Consider the following 18,136-nt stretch of genomic DNA (forward strand, 5'->3'; position numbering starts at 1 on the left):
GGTGGGACGCACGCGGGAGTACGACGGCCGCGTCACCGCTCCCCGTACAACGCCGCGAGGCGCCCCGCGTCCCGCACGAACCGCGCCCGCAGGCTCTCCGGGGCCAGCACCTCCACCTCGGGGCCGAGCCCGGTCAGCTGGGCGTGCGCGACCTCCTCCGACTCCACCGGCAGCGTCACCGTCACCCATCCCGCGGCGTCCGGCTCCCCGGCACCGGCCGACACCTCCCGGGCGGCCGGCACACCGACGGCGTCCGGCAGCCCGCGCACCCCCTCCGGCGAGAGCCGTACGACCGCCTCGGCGCGCAGCAGCGAGCGCGCGAACCGCTCGGCCTGATCGGACCAGTGGGCGGGCAGGTCGAAGTCCTCGTCCCGGTGGAAACGGGTGTCCGACGCGTCCACGGAGGTGAACCGGTCGACGCGGTAGGTGCGGAAGGCCCCCGGATCCGGCACCCGCGCGCACAGATACCAGGCGCCCGCCTTCAGCACGAGCCCGTACGGCTCCAGCAGCCGCTCCACCTCGCCGTCCCCGCGCCGGTAGCGGGCCGTGACGCACCGGTCGTCCCACACGGCCTCGGCCAGCGCGGGCAGCGGCGCGGGTGTCTCGGGCGCCCGGAACCAGCCCGGCGCGTCCAGATGGAAGCGCTGGGCCGCGGCCCGGGGCGCGTCCCGGAGGGAGGGCAGCAGCGCCGCCGCCACCTTCAGCCGGGCGGCCGACGCCGCGTCCGCGAGCCCCATCTCCCGCAGCGCCCCCGGCACCCCGCTGAGGAACAGCGCCTCCGCCTCGTCCCGCCCCAGCCCCGTCAGCCGCGTCCGGTACCCCCCGACCAGCCGGTACCCGCCGGCCCGCCCCCGGTCCGCGTACACCGGCACCCCCGCCTCCGACAGGGCCTGGGCGTCCCGGGTCACCGTCCGCTCCGACACCTCCAGCTCCCGCGCCAGCTCACCGGCGGTCATGGCCGCCCGCGACTGGAGGAGCAGGACCATCTTGATGAGCCGGGCCGCACGCATGGCCCCATGATGCCGGGAGGCACTGACAGAGAAGGGGTACGGCGGTCCGCCGTACCCCTTCTCACGTCACCTCGCGCGTCGCCGCGCGGCGATCACAGCCCGTACTTCTCCCGGGCCTCCTTCACCGCCGTCGCCTTGACCTCGCCGCGCCTGGCGAGCTGGGCGAGGGCGGCGACCACGATCGACTCGGCGTCCACGCCGAAGTGACGGCGGGCGGCCGGACGGGTGTCCGAGATGCCGAAGCCGTCGGTGCCGAGGGAGGACCAGTCCTGGTCGACCCACTGCGCGATCTGGTCCGGGACCTGGCGCATGTAGTCGGAGACCGCGAGGACCGGGCCCTCGGCGCCCTGGAGCGCCCGGCGGACGAACGGCACCCGCTCCTCGCCGCGCAGCAGGGCCGCGTCGGCCTCCAGCGCGTCACGGCGCAGCTCGGTCCAGGACGTCGCCGACCAGACGTCGGCCGCGACACCCCACTCCTCGGCCAGCAGGCGCTGCGCCTGAAGCGCCCAGTGGATCGCCGTACCGGAACCCAGCAGCTGGATGCGCGGGGCGTTGGCCGGGACGGTGACGCCCGCGGACTCCGCGGTGTTGAAGCGGTACAGGCCCTTGACGATGCCCTCGTCGACACCGGGGACACCGGGCTTCGCGGGCTGCGGCAGCGGCTCGTTGTAGACGGTGAGGTAGTAGAAGACGTTCTGGTCCTCGCCCGGCTGGGCCTCGCCGTACATCCGGCGCAGACCCTCGCGGACGATCACCGCGATCTCGTAGGCGAACGCGGGGTCGTACGACAGCGCGGCCGGGTTGGTCGCGGCGATCACCGGCGAGTGGCCGTCGGCGTGCTGGAGGCCCTCGCCCGTCAGCGTCGTACGGCCGGCCGTGGCGCCGACGAGGAAGCCGCGGCCGAGCTGGTCGCCGAGCTGCCACATCTGGTCGGCGGTGCGCTGCCAGCCGAACATCGAGTAGAAGATGTAGAACGGGATCATCGCCTCGCCGTGCGTCGCGTACGCGGTGGACGCGGCGATGAAGTCGGCCATCGAACCGGCCTCGGTGATCCCCTCGTTGAGGATCTGGCCGTTCTTGGCCTCCTTGTAGTACATCAGCTGGTCGCGGTCGACCGGCTCGTACGTCTGGCCCTTGGGGGAGTAGATCCCGAGCGACGGGAAGAGCGACTCCATGCCGAAGGTGCGCGCCTCGTCCGGGACGATCGGCACCCAGCGCTTGCCCGTCTCCTTGTCGCGGACCAGGTCCTTGACGAGGCGGACGAAGGCCATCGTGGTCGCCACGTTCTGCGAGCCGGAGCCCTTGTCGAAGGAGGCGAACGCCTTCTCGGCCGGGGCGGGCAGCGGGGCGATCGGGTGCGTACGGCGGGCCGGGGCGAGACCGCCGAGGGCCGCGCGGCGCTCCTGGAGGTAGCGGACCTCGGGGGAGTCGGCGCCCGGGTGGCCGTAGGGCACCACGCCGTCGGCGAAGTCGCTGTCCTTGATCGGCAGGTCGAGCAGGTCCCGCATCGCCTTGAACTCGTCCACCGTCAGCTTCTTCATCTGGTGGTTGGCGTTCTTCGACGCGAAGCCCTCGCCCAGGGTGTGGCCCTTGACCGTCTGGGCCAGGATCACGGTCGGCGCGCCCTTGTGCTCGACGGCCGCCTTGTACGCGGCGTAGACCTTGCGGGCCTCGTGACCGCCGCGCGAGAGGTGGAAGCACTCCAGGATCTTGTCGTCCGAGAGCAGCTTCGCCATCTCCACCAGCGCCGGGTCGGCGCCGAAGAAGTCCTGGCGGATGTAGGCGGCGTCGCGGGTCTGGTACGTCTGCACCTGCGCGTCCGGCACCTGGCGCAGCCGGCGGACCAGCGCGCCCGTGGTGTCGAGTGCGAACAGCTCGTCCCAGGCGGTGCCCCACAGCGTCTTGACGACGTTCCAGCCGGCGCCGCGGAACTGGGCCTCCAGCTCCTGCACGATCTTGAAGTTCGCGCGGACCGGGCCGTCCAGGCGCTGCAGGTTGCAGTTGATGACGAAGGTCAGGTTGTCGAGACCCTCGCGGGAGGCGAGCGCGAGCGCCGCCGTGGACTCGGGCTCGTCCATCTCGCCGTCGCCGAGGAACGCCCAGACGTGCGAGGCCGAGACGTCCTTGATGCCGCGGTTGGTCAGGTAGCGGTTGAAGCGCGCCTGGTAGATCGCCGACAGCGGGCCGAGGCCCATGGAGACGGTCGGGAACTCCCACAGCCAGGGCAGCCGGCGCGGGTGCGGGTACGACGGCAGACCGTCGCCGCCCGCCTCCTGGCGGAAGTTGTCCAGCTGCGCCTCGCTCAGGCGGCCGTCCAGGAAGGCGCGGGCGTAGATGCCGGGGGAGGCGTGGCCCTGGATGTACAGCTGGTCGCCGGACCCGGCGGCTTCCCCGGTGTCCTTGCCCTTGAAGAAGTGGTTGAAGCCGGTCTCGTAGAGCCAGGCCGCGGAGGCGAAGGTGGCGATGTGGCCGCCGACGCCGTGCTTGCTGCCCCGGGTGACCATCGCGGCCGCGTTCCAGCGGTTCCAGGCGGTGATCCGGGCCTCCATCTCCGGGTCACCGGGCAGGCCCGGCTCCGCGGAGGTGGGGATGGTGTTGACGTAGTCCGTCTCCAGCAGCTTCGGCAGCGCGATGCCGCCCGCCTCGGCGCGCTCCAGCGTGCGCCGCATCAGGTACGCGGCACGATGCGGGCCCGCCTCCCTGGCCACGGCGTCCAGGGAGGCCTGCCATTCGGCGGTCTCCTCCGGGTCGCGGTCCGGGAGCTGGTCGAGCTCGCTCGGCTGGATGGCGTGGGGGTCGGTCATGTCGCCGCCTTCCTCAGTCGAAGGGGGTTCCCTCATCGGTAAGGGTTCGGGGGTGCCCTTGTGTCTTTGGCAGGACAGGGCAGAGGACCTCGGGTGGAAGTCCGTCGGTGACTGTAACTCCCTGATCGATGATCGATCAAAGGGTTGAGCGGGAAAACCTCTTGATTCCAAGAAAGTCGGCACCCGGTGCCTTGGAACTGGGCACCCGGTGCCGACTTTGATCAGGGAATTCGCAGGTGAGCGGGGGTATGCTCGGGGGTGCGAGCGTCAGCCGGGCGTCAGTCCGCGTCAGTCGACCGTCAGCCGGCCGTCAGACCGGATGCCGGTCAGGCGCGAGGCGCGCAGCCGAGCACATGCGCCTTCACCAGCTCCGCGATCCGCGGGTCCCGGCGCTTGAACGCCTGCACCAGTTCCTCGTGCTCCTCGGCGTACGACTGCTGCACCGTGCCCAGCCAGCGGATCGACAGGGCGGTGAAGACCTCGATGCCGAGCCCCTCCCAGGTGTGCAGCAGCACCGAGTTGTCGGCGGCGCGCACGAGTTCGCGGTGGAAGCCGACGGTGTGCCGCACCTGCGCGGTGCCGTCGGCGGCGCGGTCGGCCTCGTACAGGGCCAGCACATGGGGTTCCAGGGCCGAGCAGTCGCCGGCGAGGCGGTCGGCGGCCAGCTCGGCCGCGATGGCCTCCAGACCGGCCCTGACCGGGTAGCTCTCCTCCAGGTCGGCCGCGGTGAGATTGCGGACCCGCACGCCCTTGTTCGGCGCCGACTCGATCAGCCGCAGCGTCTCCAGCTCCCGCAGCGCCTCGCGCACCGGGGTCTGGCTGACCTCCAGCTCGGTGGCGATACGGCGCTCCACGATGCGCTCGCCCGGCTGCCAGCGCCCGCTGACGATCCCCTCCACGATGTGCTCGCGGATCTGTTCGCGCAGCGAGTGGACTACGGGCGCGGTCATGAGGGCTCCTCCCGGGGGCTGACCTTTAGACAATACGGCGGCTTCGCTCGGCGGGAGCGTGCGCGGGGGGCGCTTCGATGCAGGTGAGACGAGGCTTACACGGGACGCGGAGGGGCAAACGGGCGCCTTTCGGTTCGGTTCGGTGATTGCCGGACGACCACACCCCGCGTGCGCCCGCTCGCACCCGGCGACGGATCCGGGGCCCCGGACGCCTTCGCGGCGTCCTGCCGCAGCGTGACCGACACGTGGGGCGGGGCCGCCGTCGGCCTCACGGACACGGCGGACAAGTACCGCCGGGCCGACTGGCAGGCCCGGCGGGTGCAGGGGCATCTCGGGGTGCGACCCGATTTCCGTGCACGACCGGGACCTGGCCTGTCCCTCGTGTCCGATCAGGAAGTCGGAAGTGGAAACGGGCGGAGCCCCCGTCCGGAGAAGAACTCCGGGCGGGGGCTCCGCCGTGGTCGCCGCAGGGCGTTCGAGCCTTACAGGCCGAGCTCGACCTCGAACTCGCCCGCCTCCAGGATCGACTTGACCGCCGTCAGGTAACGGGCCGCGTCGGCGCCGTCGACCAGGCGGTGGTCGTAGGAGAGGGTCAGGTAGGTCATGTCGCGGACGCCGATGACCGTACCCTCCTCGGTCTCGATGACGGCCGGACGCTTGACCGTGGCACCGATGCCGAGGATCGCGACCTGGCCCGGCGGCACGATGATCGTGTCGAACAGGGCACCGCGCGAACCGGTGTTGGAGATGGTGAAGGTCCCGCCGGACAGCTCGTCCGGGGTGATCTTGTTGGCGCGGACCTTGCCCGCCAGCTCCGCCGTGGCCTTGGCGATGCCCGCGATGTTGAGGTCGCCGGCGTGCTTGATGACCGGGGTCATCAGGCCCTTCTCGGAGTCCACCGCGATACCGACGTTCTCGGTGTCGAAGTAGGTGATCGTGCCCTCGGCCTCGTTGATCTTGGCGTTGATGACCGGGTGGGCCTTCAGCGCCTGCGCGGCGGCCTTGACGAAGAACGGCATCGGGGAGAGCTTGACGCCCTCGCGGGCCGCGAAGGAGGCCTTCGCCTGGCCGCGCAGCCGCATCAGACGCGTCACGTCGACCTCGACGACCGACGACAGCTGGGCCTGCTCGCGCAGCGCCTTGACCATGTTGTCGCCGATGACCTTGCGGATGCGGGTCATCTTGACGGTCTGGCCGCGCAGCGGGGAGGCCTCCAGCGCCGGGGCCTTCTTGGCGGCCGGGGCGGCGGCCGCGGCGGCCGGAGCCGGAGCGGCGGCGGGAGCCTTCGCGGCCTCGGCGGCGGCGATGACGTCCTGCTTGCGGATACGGCCGCCGACACCGGTGCCCTTGACGGTGGACAGGTCGACGCCGTTCTCGGCGGCGAGCTTGCGCACCAGCGGGGTCACGTACGCGCCCTCGTCCGTCGCCTGGGTGGCGGTCGGGGAGGTCGGCGCGGTGGCCGGGGTGACCGGAGCCGGGGCGGGCGCCGGGGCCGGGGCGGGCGCCGGGGTGGCGGGCTGCGCCGGGGCGGCCGGAGCCGGGGCCGCGGGGGCAGCCGGAGCGGCCGGGGCGGGAGCCGGGGTGGGCTCGGCGACCGGGGCCGGGGCGGGCGCCGGTTCGGCGGCGGGGGCCGGGGCGGCCGGAGCCGGGGCGGCGGCGGGGGCGGCACCGGGCGCGCCGATGACGGCGAGCTTGGCGCCGACCTCGGCGGTCTCGTCCTCGCCGACCACGATCTCCAGCAGCACGCCGGACGTGGGCGCCGGGATCTCGGTGTCGACCTTGTCCGTGGAGACCTCGAGCAGCGGCTCGTCGGCCTCGACGGAGTCGCCGACCGACTTCAGCCAGCGGGTGACGGTGCCCTCGGTGACGGACTCACCGAGCGCGGGCAGCACCACGTCGGTGCCCTCGGCGCCACCGGCGGGGGCGGCGGCCGGGGCCTCGGCGGGCTGCGCCGGGGCGGGCTCGGCCACCGGGGCCGGCGCCTCGGCGGCGGGGGCCTCGGCGGCAGGTGCCTCGGCGGCGGCCGGGGCCGGGGCCTCGGCGGGGGCGCCGCTGCCGTCGTCGATCAGGGCCAGCTCGGCACCGACCTCGACGGTCTCGTCCTCGGCGACCTTGATGGACGCCAGCACGCCGGAGACGGGCGAGGGGATCTCGGTGTCGACCTTGTCGGTCGAGACCTCGAGCAGCGGCTCGTCGGCCTCGACGCGCTCACCCTCGGCCTTCAGCCAGCGGGTGACGGTGCCCTCGGTGACGCTCTCACCGAGCGCCGGAAGGGTTACGGAAACCGCCATGGTTTCGGTTGCTCCTTACGAATTGCGGAAGTCTGTGTCGTCGCGCCCGTGACCGAGGGCTCAGTCGTGGGAGTGCAGCGGCTTGCCGGCCAGCGCCAGGTGGGCCTCGCCCATCGCCTCGTTCTGCGTCGGGTGGGCGTGGATGAGCTGGGCCACCTCGGCCGGCAGCGCCTCCCAGTTGTAGATCAGCTGGGCCTCGCCGACCTGCTCGCCCATGCGGTCGCCGACCATGTGGACGCCGACCACGGCACCGTCCTTGACCTGGACGAGCTTGATCTCGCCCGAGGTGTTCAGGATCTTGCTCTTGCCGTTGCCCGCCAGGTTGTACTTCAGAGCGACGACCTTGTCCGCGCCGTAGATCTCCTTGGCCTTGGCCTCGGTGATGCCGACGGAGGCGACCTCGGGGTGGCAGTACGTCACCCGCGGGACACCGTCGTAGTCGATCGGGACGGCCTTCAGACCGGCCAGGCGCTCCGCCACCAGGATGCCCTCGGCGAAGCCGACGTGCGCGAGCTGGAGGGTCGGGACCAGGTCGCCGACGGCGGAGATGGTCGGGACGTTGGTCCGCATGTACTCGTCGACCAGGACGTAGCCACGGTCCATGGCGACACCCTGCTCCTCGTAGCCGAGGCCCTGGGAGACCGGGCCGCGGCCGACGGCGACGAGGAGGACCTCGGCCTCGAACTCCTTGCCGTCGGCGAGGGTGACCTTGACGCCGTCCTGGGTGTACTCGGCCTTCTGGAAGAAGGTGCCGAGGCTGAACTTGATCCCGCGCTTGCGGAACGCGCGCTCAAGAAGCTTCGAGGAGTTCTCGTCCTCGACCGGCACGAGGTGCTTGAGGCCCTCGATCACGGTCACGTCGGAGCCGAAGGACTTCCACGCGGAGGCGAACTCGACGCCGATGACACCGCCGCCGAGGATGATCGCGGACTTGGGCACGCGGTCCAGGACGAGGGCGTGGTCCGAGGAGATGATCCGGTTGCCGTCGATCTCCAGGCCCGGCAGCGACTTCGGCACGGAGCCGGTCGCCAGCAGGACGTGGCGGCCCTGGACACGCTGACCGTTCACATCGACGGAGGTGGGGGAGGACAGCCGGCCCTCGCCCTCGATGTACGTCACCTTGCGGGACGCGATCAGGCCCTGGAGGCCCTTGTACAGGCCGGCGATCACGCCGTCCTTGTACTTGTGGACGGCCGGGACGTCGATGCCCTCGAAGGTGGCCTTGACGCCGAACTGCTCGCTCTCGCGGGCCTGGTCGGCGATCTCGCCCGCGTGCAGCAGGGCCTTGGTGGGGATGCAGCCCCGGTGCAGGCAGGTGCCGCCGACCTTGTCCTTCTCGATCAGGGCGACGTCCAGGCCCAGCTGCGCCCCGCGCAGGGCCGCGGCGTAACCACCGCTACCACCGCCGAGGATCACTAGGTCGAAAACGGTGCTGGCGTCGTTCGCCACGTCACGTCCTCCATGCATGTGCGCCTTGCGCCGATCTCCGATGACCGGCGGGCGGCTGGTGTCCGGCCGCTTGATGCTTCGGCCCTTCGGTGGGGGCCCTGTCCTGCCGGGCTCCATCTTTGCACTTGTTGGAGGCGGACGAGACGCCGGGCTGGTGTGTGAGACGTCCCACTACGAGCGCCCGAAGGGGCGCGGGGAACCGCGCGAGCGGCCCCCACGCCCCGAGGACGCGCCACGGACCGTGCGGCCCGAGCCATCGAGCAGGCGTCAGCCCAGCTCGCCCGCGGCCGTCAGCTCCACGAGCCGGACCAGCGTACGGACCGCCGTGCCGGTGCCGCCCTTCGGCGTGTACCCGAAGGGCGCGCCCTCGTTGAAGGCCGGGCCCGCGATGTCGAGGTGCGCCCAGGCGATGCCCTCGCCCACGAACTCGCGCAGGAACAGACCGGCCAGCAGCCCGCCGCCCCAGCGCTCGCCGACGTTGGTCATGTCGGCGACCTGGGACTCCAGGCCCTTGGTCAGGTGCTCCGGCATCGGCATCGGCCACGCCGGCTCGCCGGTCTCCTCCGCCGCCTCGTACACCGAGGTGCGGAACGCGTCGTCGTTGGCGAGGACACCCATCGTCCGGCTGCCCAGCGCCACCATCATCGCGCCGGTCAGCGTCGCGACGTCCACGATCGCGTCCGGCTCCTCCAGCGAGGCGGCCCACAGCGCGTCGCCGAGCACCAGCCGCCCCTCGGCGTCGGTGTTGAGCACCTCCACCGTCTTGCCGCTGTACATGCGCAGCACGTCACCCGGGCGCACCGCCGAGCCGGACGGCATGTTCTCGGCCAGCGCCAGCCAGCCGGTGACGTTCGCCCGCAGGCCGAGCCGGGCCGCGGCGACGACGGCCGCGAAGACCGCCGCGGCACCGGCCATGTCGCACTTCATCGTCTCGTTGTGACCGGCCGGCTTCAGCGAGATGCCGCCCGAGTCGTAGGTGATGCCCTTGCCGACGAAGGCGAGGGTCCGCTCGGCCTTCGGGTGCGTGTAGGCGATCTTGACCAGGCGCGGGGTCGCGGCCGAGCCGCCGCCGACGCCGAGGATGCCGCCGTAGCCGCCCTTGACCAGCGCCTTCTCGTCGAGCACCTGCACCTTGAGGCCGTGCTCCTTGGCCGCGGCCTGCACGATGCCCGCGAAGCTCTCCGGGGTGAGGTCGTTCGGCGGCAGGTTGACCAGGTCGCGGGCGCGGTTCAGCTCCTCGCCGACCGCGAGGGAGCGGGCGAGGGCACCCTTGTGGGCGGCGTCGCGCGGCTTGCCGCCGAGCAGGACGGCCTCGCCCAGCGGGGCCTTGCCGTTCTTCGCGCGGGCGCCCTTCGCCTTGCCGCTGCTCTCCTTGAAGGAGTCGAAGGAGTACGCGCCGAGGAGCGCACCCTCGCCGATCGCCTCCAGGGCGCCGGGGCCGTCCACGGGCAGCGCGAACGCGGCCTTCTTGGCGCCGGTGAGCGCCCGGGCCGCCGTACCCGCGGCCTTGCGCAGCGCCTCGGCGCCGAAACCGGCCGCCGCGTCCTTGGTGTCCGGCTCCGCGCCCAGGCCCACCGCCACCACGAGCGGGGCCTTGAAGCCCGCCGGGGCGGGCAGCTTCGTCAGCTCGCCCTCCGCGCCCGAGGCGCCGAGGGTCTCCAGGACGCCGGCCAGCTTGCCGTCGTACGCCTTGTCCACGGCCTCGGCGCCCGGCGCGACGACGGGTCCCTTGGCGCCCTTGGCGACACCGATCACGATCGCGTCGGCCCGCAGGCCGGGCGCCGCGGCGGTGCTGAGAGTCAGAGCAGTCACGGTGGTGAATTCTCGCTTCCGATGTGAAGTTGCTTGGGGTGGGTCGACCGGGCCCGACAGCCGACCCTAGGTCCAGGTCCGGGGGCAGGTGGCAACCGGGATCCCCGCCTTGTAGGCGAACACCCGGGACGAGACTACGCGCGTGCCCCGCCGCGCTCATGCCCCCGGTGTGCACCCGTATGTGGCGCGGCGGCCCCCACCACCTGTCCGGGCAGGCCCTGTGACCTTCCCTTTCGGGCCAAGTGGCTCCTCGCGCGAGGGAGTTGCGACCCGCCCGTCAGCGTCCGAGGGCCAGCACCACGAGGGACGCCGTCGCGGCCGTCTCGGCGAGCGCGCCGAACACGTCCCCGGTCACCCCGCCGAAGCGGCGCACACAGCGGCGCAGCAGCAGTTCGGCGGTGGCGAGCGCGAACAGCACGGCGGCGGCGGCGCGCAGGGCGCCGTACGGGCCGGACCCGGCGCCCCAGGCGGCCGCGCCCCCGGCGCACAGCACGGTGAGGGCGAGCGCGCCCGGCACCGGCACCACCCCGGCGACGGCCGCCCCGAGCCCCTCGGGCCGCGCGGCCGGCACCCCGGTGCGGGCGGCCAGGGTGAGCGCGAGCCGGGCGGTCACCGCGGAGATCACCGCCGCCGCGGCGCCGCGCGCCCACGAGTCGTCGTACGACTGCGCCAGCACCGCCACCTGGGCCAGCAGCGCCAGGACGAGGGTGAGCACCCCGAACGGGCCGATGTCCGACCGCTTCATGATGGTCAGCGCCTCCTCGGCGGGTTTGCCGCTGCCCAGCCCGTCGGCGGTGTCGGCGAGCCCGTCCAGATGCAGTCCGCGGGTGAGGACGGCGGGTACGGCGACCGAACCGACGGCGGCGAGCAGCGGGCCCGCGCCCAGCAGGAGCAGGAGCAGCGCGAGGGCGACCGAGAAGGCGCCGGCGGCCAGGCCCACCAGGGCGGCGGCGAGCATGCCCGACCGCGCGGCCCCGCGGTCCCAGCGGTGCACCCGTACGGGCAGCACGGTGAGCGTGCCGAAGGCGAACCGGAGACCGTCGAGGGGGGAGGGCCGGGGCGAGGACATGCGCATCGGCGCAGGTTATCCGGCGCTCCGGGGCCCGCCGCCGGCCGGGCGGCGGGGATAAAGTGCGCACATGGGGCACTGGTGGGTGCGGAACATCGTCGAGCCGGGCAAGCTTCCGCTGCTGCTCGCCCTCACCGCCTTCGTACTGACGTTCGCCATCACGCGGGTGATCACCCGTCTGATCCGGGCCGGCAGGGGCCCGTTCCGCAATGTCAGCGCGGGCGGACTGCACATCCACCATGTCGTGCCCGGGGTCGTGCTCACCGTCGTCGGCGGCTTCGGCGCGATCGCCAGCGACCGGCACGGCACCGGCGGGGCACTGGCCGCCGTGGTGTTCGGGATCGGCGTGGGCCTGGTCCTGGACGAGTTCGCGCTGATCCTGCATCTCCAGGACGTCTACTGGACCGAGGAGGGCCGCCAGAGCGTCGAGGCCGTGGTGCTCACCGCCGCCTTGGTGGGGCTGCTGCTCGCCGGGTTCGCGCCGTTCGGCGTCAACGACCTGACCCAGGAGGAAGTCGCCGACCGCGGCACCGTCATCGCCAACGTCGCCGCCAACTTCGCGCTCTCCCTGGTCGCCCTGAGCAAGGGCAAGACCCGCACCGCGGTGTTCGGCGCGATCGTGCCGCTGGTCGCGCTGGTCGGCGCGCTCCGCCTGGCCCGCCCCGACTCGCTCTGGGCCCGCCGCTTCTACGGCCGCCGCCCCCGCACCCGCGCGCGGGCCACCCTGCGCGCCTACCGCCACGACCGCCGCTGGACCCCGCGCGGCCGCGCCCTTCAGGACTGGATCGGCGGCAGACCCGACCCGGACCCGGCCAGGCTGCCCGGCGGGCGCCGCTGAAGCAGGCGGCCGGGGCGGTGCCGTACCGCCACCGCCAGGCACAGCGAGCCCACCGCCATCAGCGCGGCCAGATGCTCCTTGCCCGCCAGGTTCTCCTTGAGCAGCACCTCCGCGACCATCGCCACGGTCACCGCGCCCGCCGTGGCGTACGCGCCGTGCCGCCAGGCCACGAACACCGCGAGACCCACCACGGCGGCCGACGGGCCGGTGTCCACCACCTGCGCGTCCGTCCACGGCAGCCCGAAGGGGGCGTGCGCGCCGAGGGTGATGCCGAGGCGCGCGTACAGCGTCCCGGCGAGCGTGGCGAGATACGCGATGACGAGCGTGCGCCACCAGCCCAGGCACAGCTCGGCGATCCCGAACACCAGCAGGATCTGCGCCAGCGCGCCCCACACCGGCAGGTCCAGCGCGGGCACGAACAGCGACAGGGGAGTGCGCAGCAGCGCCAGCCACAGGGGGTCCTCGGCCCGGACCGCGCCGAGGCTCTGCACCACCCGAAAGCCCCACGGCCGGTTCTGCGCGAACTGGAGCAGCGCGGTCAGCAGCACCGCCGCGGCGGTCATCGGCAGCGCGGTCATCGGCATCGCCCACGGACGCGGTCCCCGCAGGGGCCCGCGCACGGTGCCGTACAGCGGTCCCCACTCGGTGCGGGCCCAGCGAGTGAGCGATCCCATGTGAACTTCCCTACCCCGGTACGGTCATCGGCGCGCCCCGAGCCGTCCCCGGTGCAGCCACTTGGGCAGTCCCGGCGCCTCCAGGAAGCCCTCCGCGCGGGCCGAGGCGAGGCCGATGCGCGGCAGGTCCGCGCTCTTCTCGAAGAGCAGGAACCGCGGCTCCCAGATGGGCCGGTACTTGGCGTTGGCGCGGTACAGCGACTCGATCTGCCACCAGCGCGAGAAGAAGCTGAGCAGCGAGCGCCACAGCCGCAGCACCGGTCCGGCGCCGAGCCGCGCGCCACGTTCGAAGACCGAGCGGAACATCGCGAAGTTCAGCGATACCTGTGTGATCCCGATCTCCCCGGCGCGCCGCAGCAGTTCGATGACCATGAACTCCATCAGCCCGTTCTCGGCGTCGCGGTCGCGCCGCATCAGATCCAGCGACAGCCCGCTCGGGCCCCAGGGCACGAAGGACAGCAGCGCGCGCGGCCGGCCCTCGGCGTCCGTGCACTCCAGCATCACGCACCGGCCGTCCGCCGGGTCCCCGAGCCGCCCCAGCGCCATGCTGAACCCGCGCTCGGTCGCCCCGTCCCGCCAGTCGTCCGCGCGCTCGACCAGCACCGCCATCTCGGCCGCCGGGATGTCCTCGTGACGCCGGACCCGCACCTCGTACCCGGCCCGCCGCACCCGGTTGTACGCCTGCCGAACGGTGCGCATCGCCCGCCCCTCCAGGGTGAAGTCGGCGACCTCCACGAGCGCCTCGTCCCCCAGCTCCAGGGCGTCCAGGCCGTACCGGCGGTAGACGGTGCCCGCCTCCTCGCCCGCCCCCATCACCGCCGGGATCCAGCCGTGCGCCCGCGCCTGCGCCAGCCACGGCACGATCGCGCCCGGCCAAGCCTCGGGATCGCCGAGCGGGTCCCCGGAGGCCAGGCTCACCCCGCCGACCACGCGATAGGCGACGGCCGCCTTGCCGGTCGGCGACCACACCACGCTCTTCTCCCGGCGCAGCGCGAAGTAGCCGAGCGAGTCCCGCTCGCCGTGCCGCTCCAGCAGCGCCCGCAGCCGCGCCTCGTCGTCGGCGGTGAGCGGGTCGACGGCGCGCCGGGAGCGGAAGGCGGCGTAGAACACGGCGAGCACCAGGGCCGTGCTGAGCACGTTGACGACGACATTGGCCCAGGTGGGCGGGGCGATGCCGGGGAAGTGGCGCTCGTCGGCGGAGACCGAGACCAGGCGCAGGGTGCCGTAGTGCCAGCGCTCCCGGAACGTCGAACGGGCCGCGTCCGGTGCCTGGTTGGTGACCGTCACCAGCAGCCCGGCCAGCAGGCTGGCGGCCAGCCCGCCGCCGACGGCGACGGTGGCCGCGAGCCGGGGGTTGGCGCGGTCGCCCTTCGCGTAGAACTCCCGCCGCCCCACCAGCAGCGCCGCGACGAACGCGGCCGTCAGCACCAGCGACACCCAGTTCTGCGCGTACCGGTGGATCTCCGGGAACGCCATGGCGAACGCGAACAGCGCGAGGAAGACGCCGCTGAGCACGAGGTTGAGGATCCACGCCGCGCGCTTGCGGCGCCGCATCGTGATCGCCAGGAACGCGGTGAACACACCGGAGGCGAAGCCGGCGGTCAGCAGGTACGGCGTGAAGAAGTCGTCCTGGTTGTGCCGGCGCACGTCCTGGTACAGCGAGACCCACACCGCGGTGAGGAAGTTGATGAACGCGACGACCCGCAGGTACCAGACGGCGCAAGCGGCGGCCTTGGAGGCCACCCCGCCCGACCGCCGCCCGGCCGCACCCGACCGCTCCACTTCGACCGACCGCCCCGCCTCGACGCGCGGCGGGGCGGCAATTCGGGCATCTCCCATGGAGAGGGATCATATGGGCGCCGCCCGGAGGTACGGCTCTTATCGGGCCGGGGTGCGCATGGGTCTCACCGGCACGGCGTCGCCCGGCGGCGACATGGCCCGGCGGCGGCGTGGGCCGGCCGCGGTGGCGGTCGATCCCCGGGGGCGGCCGGTCCGCTGCGGTGGTCGGTCGCGGCGCCGCTTGTGTTTCTTTCCGCCGCGACGGCGCTCGGCCGGGACGGCGCTCGGCCGGGACGGCGCTCGGCCGGGACGGCGCTCGGCCGCGACGGCGCGGCCCGGCGGTGCCGAACCGGCCGCCACGCCACCGGCTACTCCGACTCCGGCTCCGGTTCCTTCTCGGTCTCCGGCTCCAGTTCCTTCTCGGGCTCCAGCTCCGGCTCGGGCTCCGGATCCCGCTCCGGCATCTCCGCGGCCAGCGCCGCCGCGGCCTGCACCAGCGGGAGCGCCAGCAGCGCGCCCATGCCCTCGCCGACCTTCACGCCCTGCTGGAGCAGCGGCTCCAGGGCCATCCGGTCCAACGCCTTCGCCTGCCCCGGCTCACCGCTGTCGTGCGCCGCCAGCCACCAGTCCGGCGCCCGGAACGCGACCCGCTGCGCGACCAGCGCGCACGCCGCGCTCACCACGCCGTCCAGGATCACCGGCAGCTTGCGCACCGCGCACTGGAGCAGGAACCCGGTCATCGCCGCGAGGTCCGCCCCGCCGACCGCGGCCAGCAGCTGCGCCTGGTCGCCGAGCACCGGCCGCGCCCGGCGCAGCGCGTCCCGGATCGCCGCGCACTTGCGCATCCAGGTGAGGTCGTCGATCGCGACGCCGCCCCGCCCGGTCACCACCGACGCGTCGGTCCCGCACAGCGCCGCGATCAGCACCGCCGCCGCGGTGGTGCCGCCCACGCTGATGTCGCCGAGCACCACCAGGTCCGTACCGGAGTCGGCCTCCTCGTCGGCGACGGCGACACCGGCCCGCAGCGCGGCGTCCACCTCCTCCTCGGTGAGCGCGTCCTCGACGTCGATACGACCGCTGCCGCGCCGCACCCGGTGCCGCCCGACGTCCTCGGGGAGGTCGCCCGGGTCGCAGTCCAGGGACATGTCCACGACCCGGACCGGCACCTGGAGCCGGCGCGCGAGCACCGCGGCGGGGCTCACGCCCTCCAGCACGTCCCGCACCAGCTCCCGCGCGCCGCCCGCGGGCCGCGCCGAGATGTCCAGTCCGGCGATGCCGTGGTCGCCGGCGAAGAGGATCAGCCGGGGCCGTTCGACGGTCCGTACCGGTACGGCGCTCTGCGCGGCGGTCAGCCACTCGCCCAGCTCGTCCAGGCGCCCCAGCGCCCCGGGCGGCACGATCTGGCGCTCCCGCCGGGCCTCGGCGTCACGGCGCACGCCCCCGTCCGGGCGCTCGATCAGATCGGTGAAGTCGTCCAGATCAATCCTGCTCATTCGCCGAACAGTACCGCCAGCGGGCGAACGGTTCCGCGCCACATCGCCACCACGACCCGGCGATGTCATTGCGTCCAAGATCGGCATCCCATACGTTCCGTTTTGCCGCGAAATGTCGCACAGGGAGCCGCCGTCCATGCCGACCTCGCCCCGCACACCGCAACCCCTCCTCCGACGCAGCTACTACGAACACCGCTTGGCCCTGATCCGGCACCGCCTCACCGCCCGCGCGCTGTCGTCGCTCCCCGAACCGGAGAGCTGGCTGGACGTGGGCACGGGGTACGGCCACTTCCCGGAGGCGGCGAAGCGCGTCTTCCCCTACACGAGCTTCGACGGCGTCGACCCGACGGACCGCGTGGAGCGGGCGCTGGCGCGGGAGCGGGTGGAGGAGGCGTACCGGGGCCGGCTGACCGACGTGGCACCGCGTCTGCGCGCCCGCTACGACGTGGTGAGCATCTTCGGGCCGCCGAGGCAGACCCCGGACGCCGAACTCGGCGCGGCGGTCACGGTGCTGCGCCCCGGGGGCCACATCGTCCTGGGCGCCTACTGGTCACCGGCCGACCTGGAGGCCCTGGCCTGCGCCGTCCTCCCCGGCACCTTTCCGATCCCGTTCCTCCACCAGCACCGGTTCGTGGCCCGCAAAGCCGTCGCCTGACCGCGGGCCCGCCGCGGCGCGCCGCGCAGTTCCCCGCGCCCCGCACGGGGCTTACCCCCGCAACACCATCGCCTGCCCCGCCACGATCAGCAGCACCTGCTCGCACTCCGCCGCGAACGCCGCGTTCAGCCGCCCGAGTTCGTCCCGGTACCGCCGTCCCGACGCGGTCGCGGGGACGATCCCCGAGCCCACCTCGTTCGACACGGCCACCACCGTCCGCCGCGCACACCGCACCGCCTCCGTCAACTCCCGTACCCGCTCCCGCAACGCCTTCTCGCCCCCGCCCGCCCACTCCGCGTCGTCCCACGCCCCCACCTCGTCCATCACGTCCGTCAGCCACAGCGACAGACAGTCGATCAGCACCGGCGGCCCGTCCTCCGCGAGCACCGGCACCAGGTCCGTCGTCTCGGACGTACGCCATGAACCCGGCCGCCGCTCCCGATGCGCCGCCACCCGCGCCGCCCACTCCGTGTCGCCGCCCCGCGTCCCGCCGGTCGCGACGTACAGCACCTCGGGGAAGGACTCCAACCGCCGCTCCGCCTCGACCGACTTGCCGGAGCGCGCCCCGCCGAGCACCAGCGTGCGCCGGGGCACATCGGGCACCTCCTCGTACGCGCCGACCACCAGCGTCGTACCGTCGGGCACCGCCCGCGCCCCCGCCGCCGCGAGCCGGCGCCGCAGCTCAGTGCCGGGCGGCACATCGTGGTCGAGATGGACCGCGAGCACATCCGTCGTCGGCCCCACCGAACCGACCGCCCGCAGCCGGGCCAGCGCGTCCGGCCGGCCGACGACATCCGCGAGGACCATGTCGTACGACTCCGCCGTCGCCGTCTCCAGACCCGCCGGCGCCCCGCCCGGCGGCAGATACAGCAGCCGCTGCCCGTCCGGACCGGTCACCGCGTACCCGGTGCCGCCCGCGTCCATCGCCACCGCCCGCACCCGATGTCCCGTCAGCAGCGTCAGCTCCCGCCCGTCCGGCACCCGTACCGGATGCGGCAGCCCGGCCGGCACCTCCACCGGGGGACCGTCGTGCGGGTGGGACAGCACCACCTGGCGCACCCCGCCCAGCGAGTGCCCGGCCCGCGCCGCCGCGAAGGCCGCGCCCGGGGTGAGGTCGAGCAGCAGCGCGCCGTCCACCAGCAGCGCGGTGGCCGCCCGCGCGTGCGGACCCAGCGCCGTCGCGCACGCGGCACAGGGGCAGTCGGGGCGGGGCAGGCCGGCGGGGGCACCGGTACCGAGCAGAGTCACTTCCACGGAACGATTTTCGCCTGTCCGATCGGGTATTGCGCTTCCGTCTACTCTTCCAGCAGGT

General features: G+C 73.5%; 13 protein-coding genes. 2 read left to right on the forward strand and 11 right to left on the reverse strand.

The features are described from left to right. Positions 1–32 precede the first annotated feature (32 nt). From QHG49_RS25210 to QHG49_RS25240, 7 genes are all read right to left on the reverse strand, one after another. Positions 33–1,010, reverse strand: coding sequence for a YafY family protein (locus QHG49_RS25210; protein WP_159700748.1), 978 nt, complete (start codon positions 1,008–1,010; stop codon positions 33–35). A gap of 92 nt (positions 1,011–1,102) precedes the next feature. After that, positions 1,103–3,814, reverse strand: coding sequence for a pyruvate dehydrogenase (acetyl-transferring), homodimeric type (aceE, locus tag QHG49_RS25215; protein ID WP_159700745.1), 2,712 nt, complete (start codon positions 3,812–3,814; stop codon positions 1,103–1,105). Between the two features lie 326 nt (positions 3,815–4,140). After that, positions 4,141–4,764 carry a GntR family transcriptional regulator gene (locus QHG49_RS25220; RefSeq protein WP_145484977.1) on the reverse strand — a complete coding sequence of 208 codons (624 nt, stop codon included), beginning with the start codon at positions 4,762–4,764 and terminating at the stop codon, positions 4,141–4,143. Positions 4,765–5,246: 482 nt separating this feature from the next. Further along, complete coding sequence (gene sucB / locus QHG49_RS25225) at positions 5,247–7,055, reverse strand: 2-oxoglutarate dehydrogenase, E2 component, dihydrolipoamide succinyltransferase (RefSeq protein ID WP_301491452.1); 1,809 nt, start codon at positions 7,053–7,055, stop codon at positions 5,247–5,249. A gap of 60 nt (positions 7,056–7,115) precedes the next feature. Then, positions 7,116–8,504 carry a dihydrolipoyl dehydrogenase gene (lpdA, locus tag QHG49_RS25230; protein WP_145484975.1) on the reverse strand — a complete coding sequence of 463 codons (1,389 nt, stop codon included), beginning with the start codon at positions 8,502–8,504 and terminating at the stop codon, positions 7,116–7,118. 267 nt (positions 8,505–8,771) lie between these two features. Further along, positions 8,772–10,316: a leucyl aminopeptidase gene (locus QHG49_RS25235; RefSeq protein WP_301491453.1), complete on the reverse strand. Its 1,545-nt coding sequence runs from the start codon at positions 10,314–10,316 to the stop codon at positions 8,772–8,774. A gap of 277 nt (positions 10,317–10,593) precedes the next feature. Continuing rightward, positions 10,594–11,385, reverse strand: coding sequence for an adenosylcobinamide-GDP ribazoletransferase (locus tag QHG49_RS25240; protein ID WP_301492919.1), 792 nt, complete (start codon positions 11,383–11,385; stop codon positions 10,594–10,596). 70 nt (positions 11,386–11,455) lie between these two features. Between QHG49_RS25240 and QHG49_RS25245 the strand changes: the two genes are divergently transcribed. After that, a complete protein-coding gene (locus QHG49_RS25245; protein ID WP_145484973.1) occupies positions 11,456–12,223 on the forward strand; it encodes a hypothetical protein in 768 nt (255 codons plus the stop codon). Here the strand turns inward: QHG49_RS25245 and QHG49_RS25250 are convergent. The 3 genes from QHG49_RS25250 to cobT form a co-directional block, all read right to left on the reverse strand. Continuing rightward, positions 12,160–12,897, reverse strand: coding sequence for a hypothetical protein (locus QHG49_RS25250; RefSeq protein WP_159700739.1), 738 nt, complete (start codon positions 12,895–12,897; stop codon positions 12,160–12,162). The two genes, QHG49_RS25245 and QHG49_RS25250, sit on opposite strands and share 64 nt — an antisense overlap. A gap of 24 nt (positions 12,898–12,921) precedes the next feature. Beyond that, positions 12,922–14,736: a phosphatidylglycerol lysyltransferase domain-containing protein gene (locus QHG49_RS25255; protein ID WP_244320093.1), complete on the reverse strand. Its 1,815-nt coding sequence runs from the start codon at positions 14,734–14,736 to the stop codon at positions 12,922–12,924. A 308-nt stretch (positions 14,737–15,044) separates the two neighbouring features. Then, positions 15,045–16,169: a nicotinate-nucleotide--dimethylbenzimidazole phosphoribosyltransferase gene (gene cobT / locus QHG49_RS25260; RefSeq protein ID WP_159700736.1), complete on the reverse strand. Its 1,125-nt coding sequence runs from the start codon at positions 16,167–16,169 to the stop codon at positions 15,045–15,047. Positions 16,170–16,305: 136 nt separating this feature from the next. Between cobT and QHG49_RS25265 the strand changes: the two genes are divergently transcribed. After that, complete coding sequence (locus QHG49_RS25265; RefSeq protein WP_370530507.1) at positions 16,306–16,824, forward strand: methyltransferase domain-containing protein; 519 nt, start codon at positions 16,306–16,308, stop codon at positions 16,822–16,824. A 51-nt stretch (positions 16,825–16,875) separates the two neighbouring features. Here QHG49_RS25265 and QHG49_RS25270 read toward each other — a convergent pair whose 3' ends face one another. Next, complete coding sequence (locus QHG49_RS25270) at positions 16,876–18,078, reverse strand: bifunctional adenosylcobinamide kinase/adenosylcobinamide-phosphate guanylyltransferase (protein WP_301491454.1); 1,203 nt, start codon at positions 18,076–18,078, stop codon at positions 16,876–16,878. Between the last annotated feature and the right edge of the window lie 58 nt (positions 18,079–18,136).

The sequence above is a fragment of the Streptomyces sp. WP-1 genome, assembly GCF_030450125.1.
Classification (GTDB): domain Bacteria; phylum Actinomycetota; class Actinomycetes; order Streptomycetales; family Streptomycetaceae; genus Streptomyces; species Streptomyces incarnatus.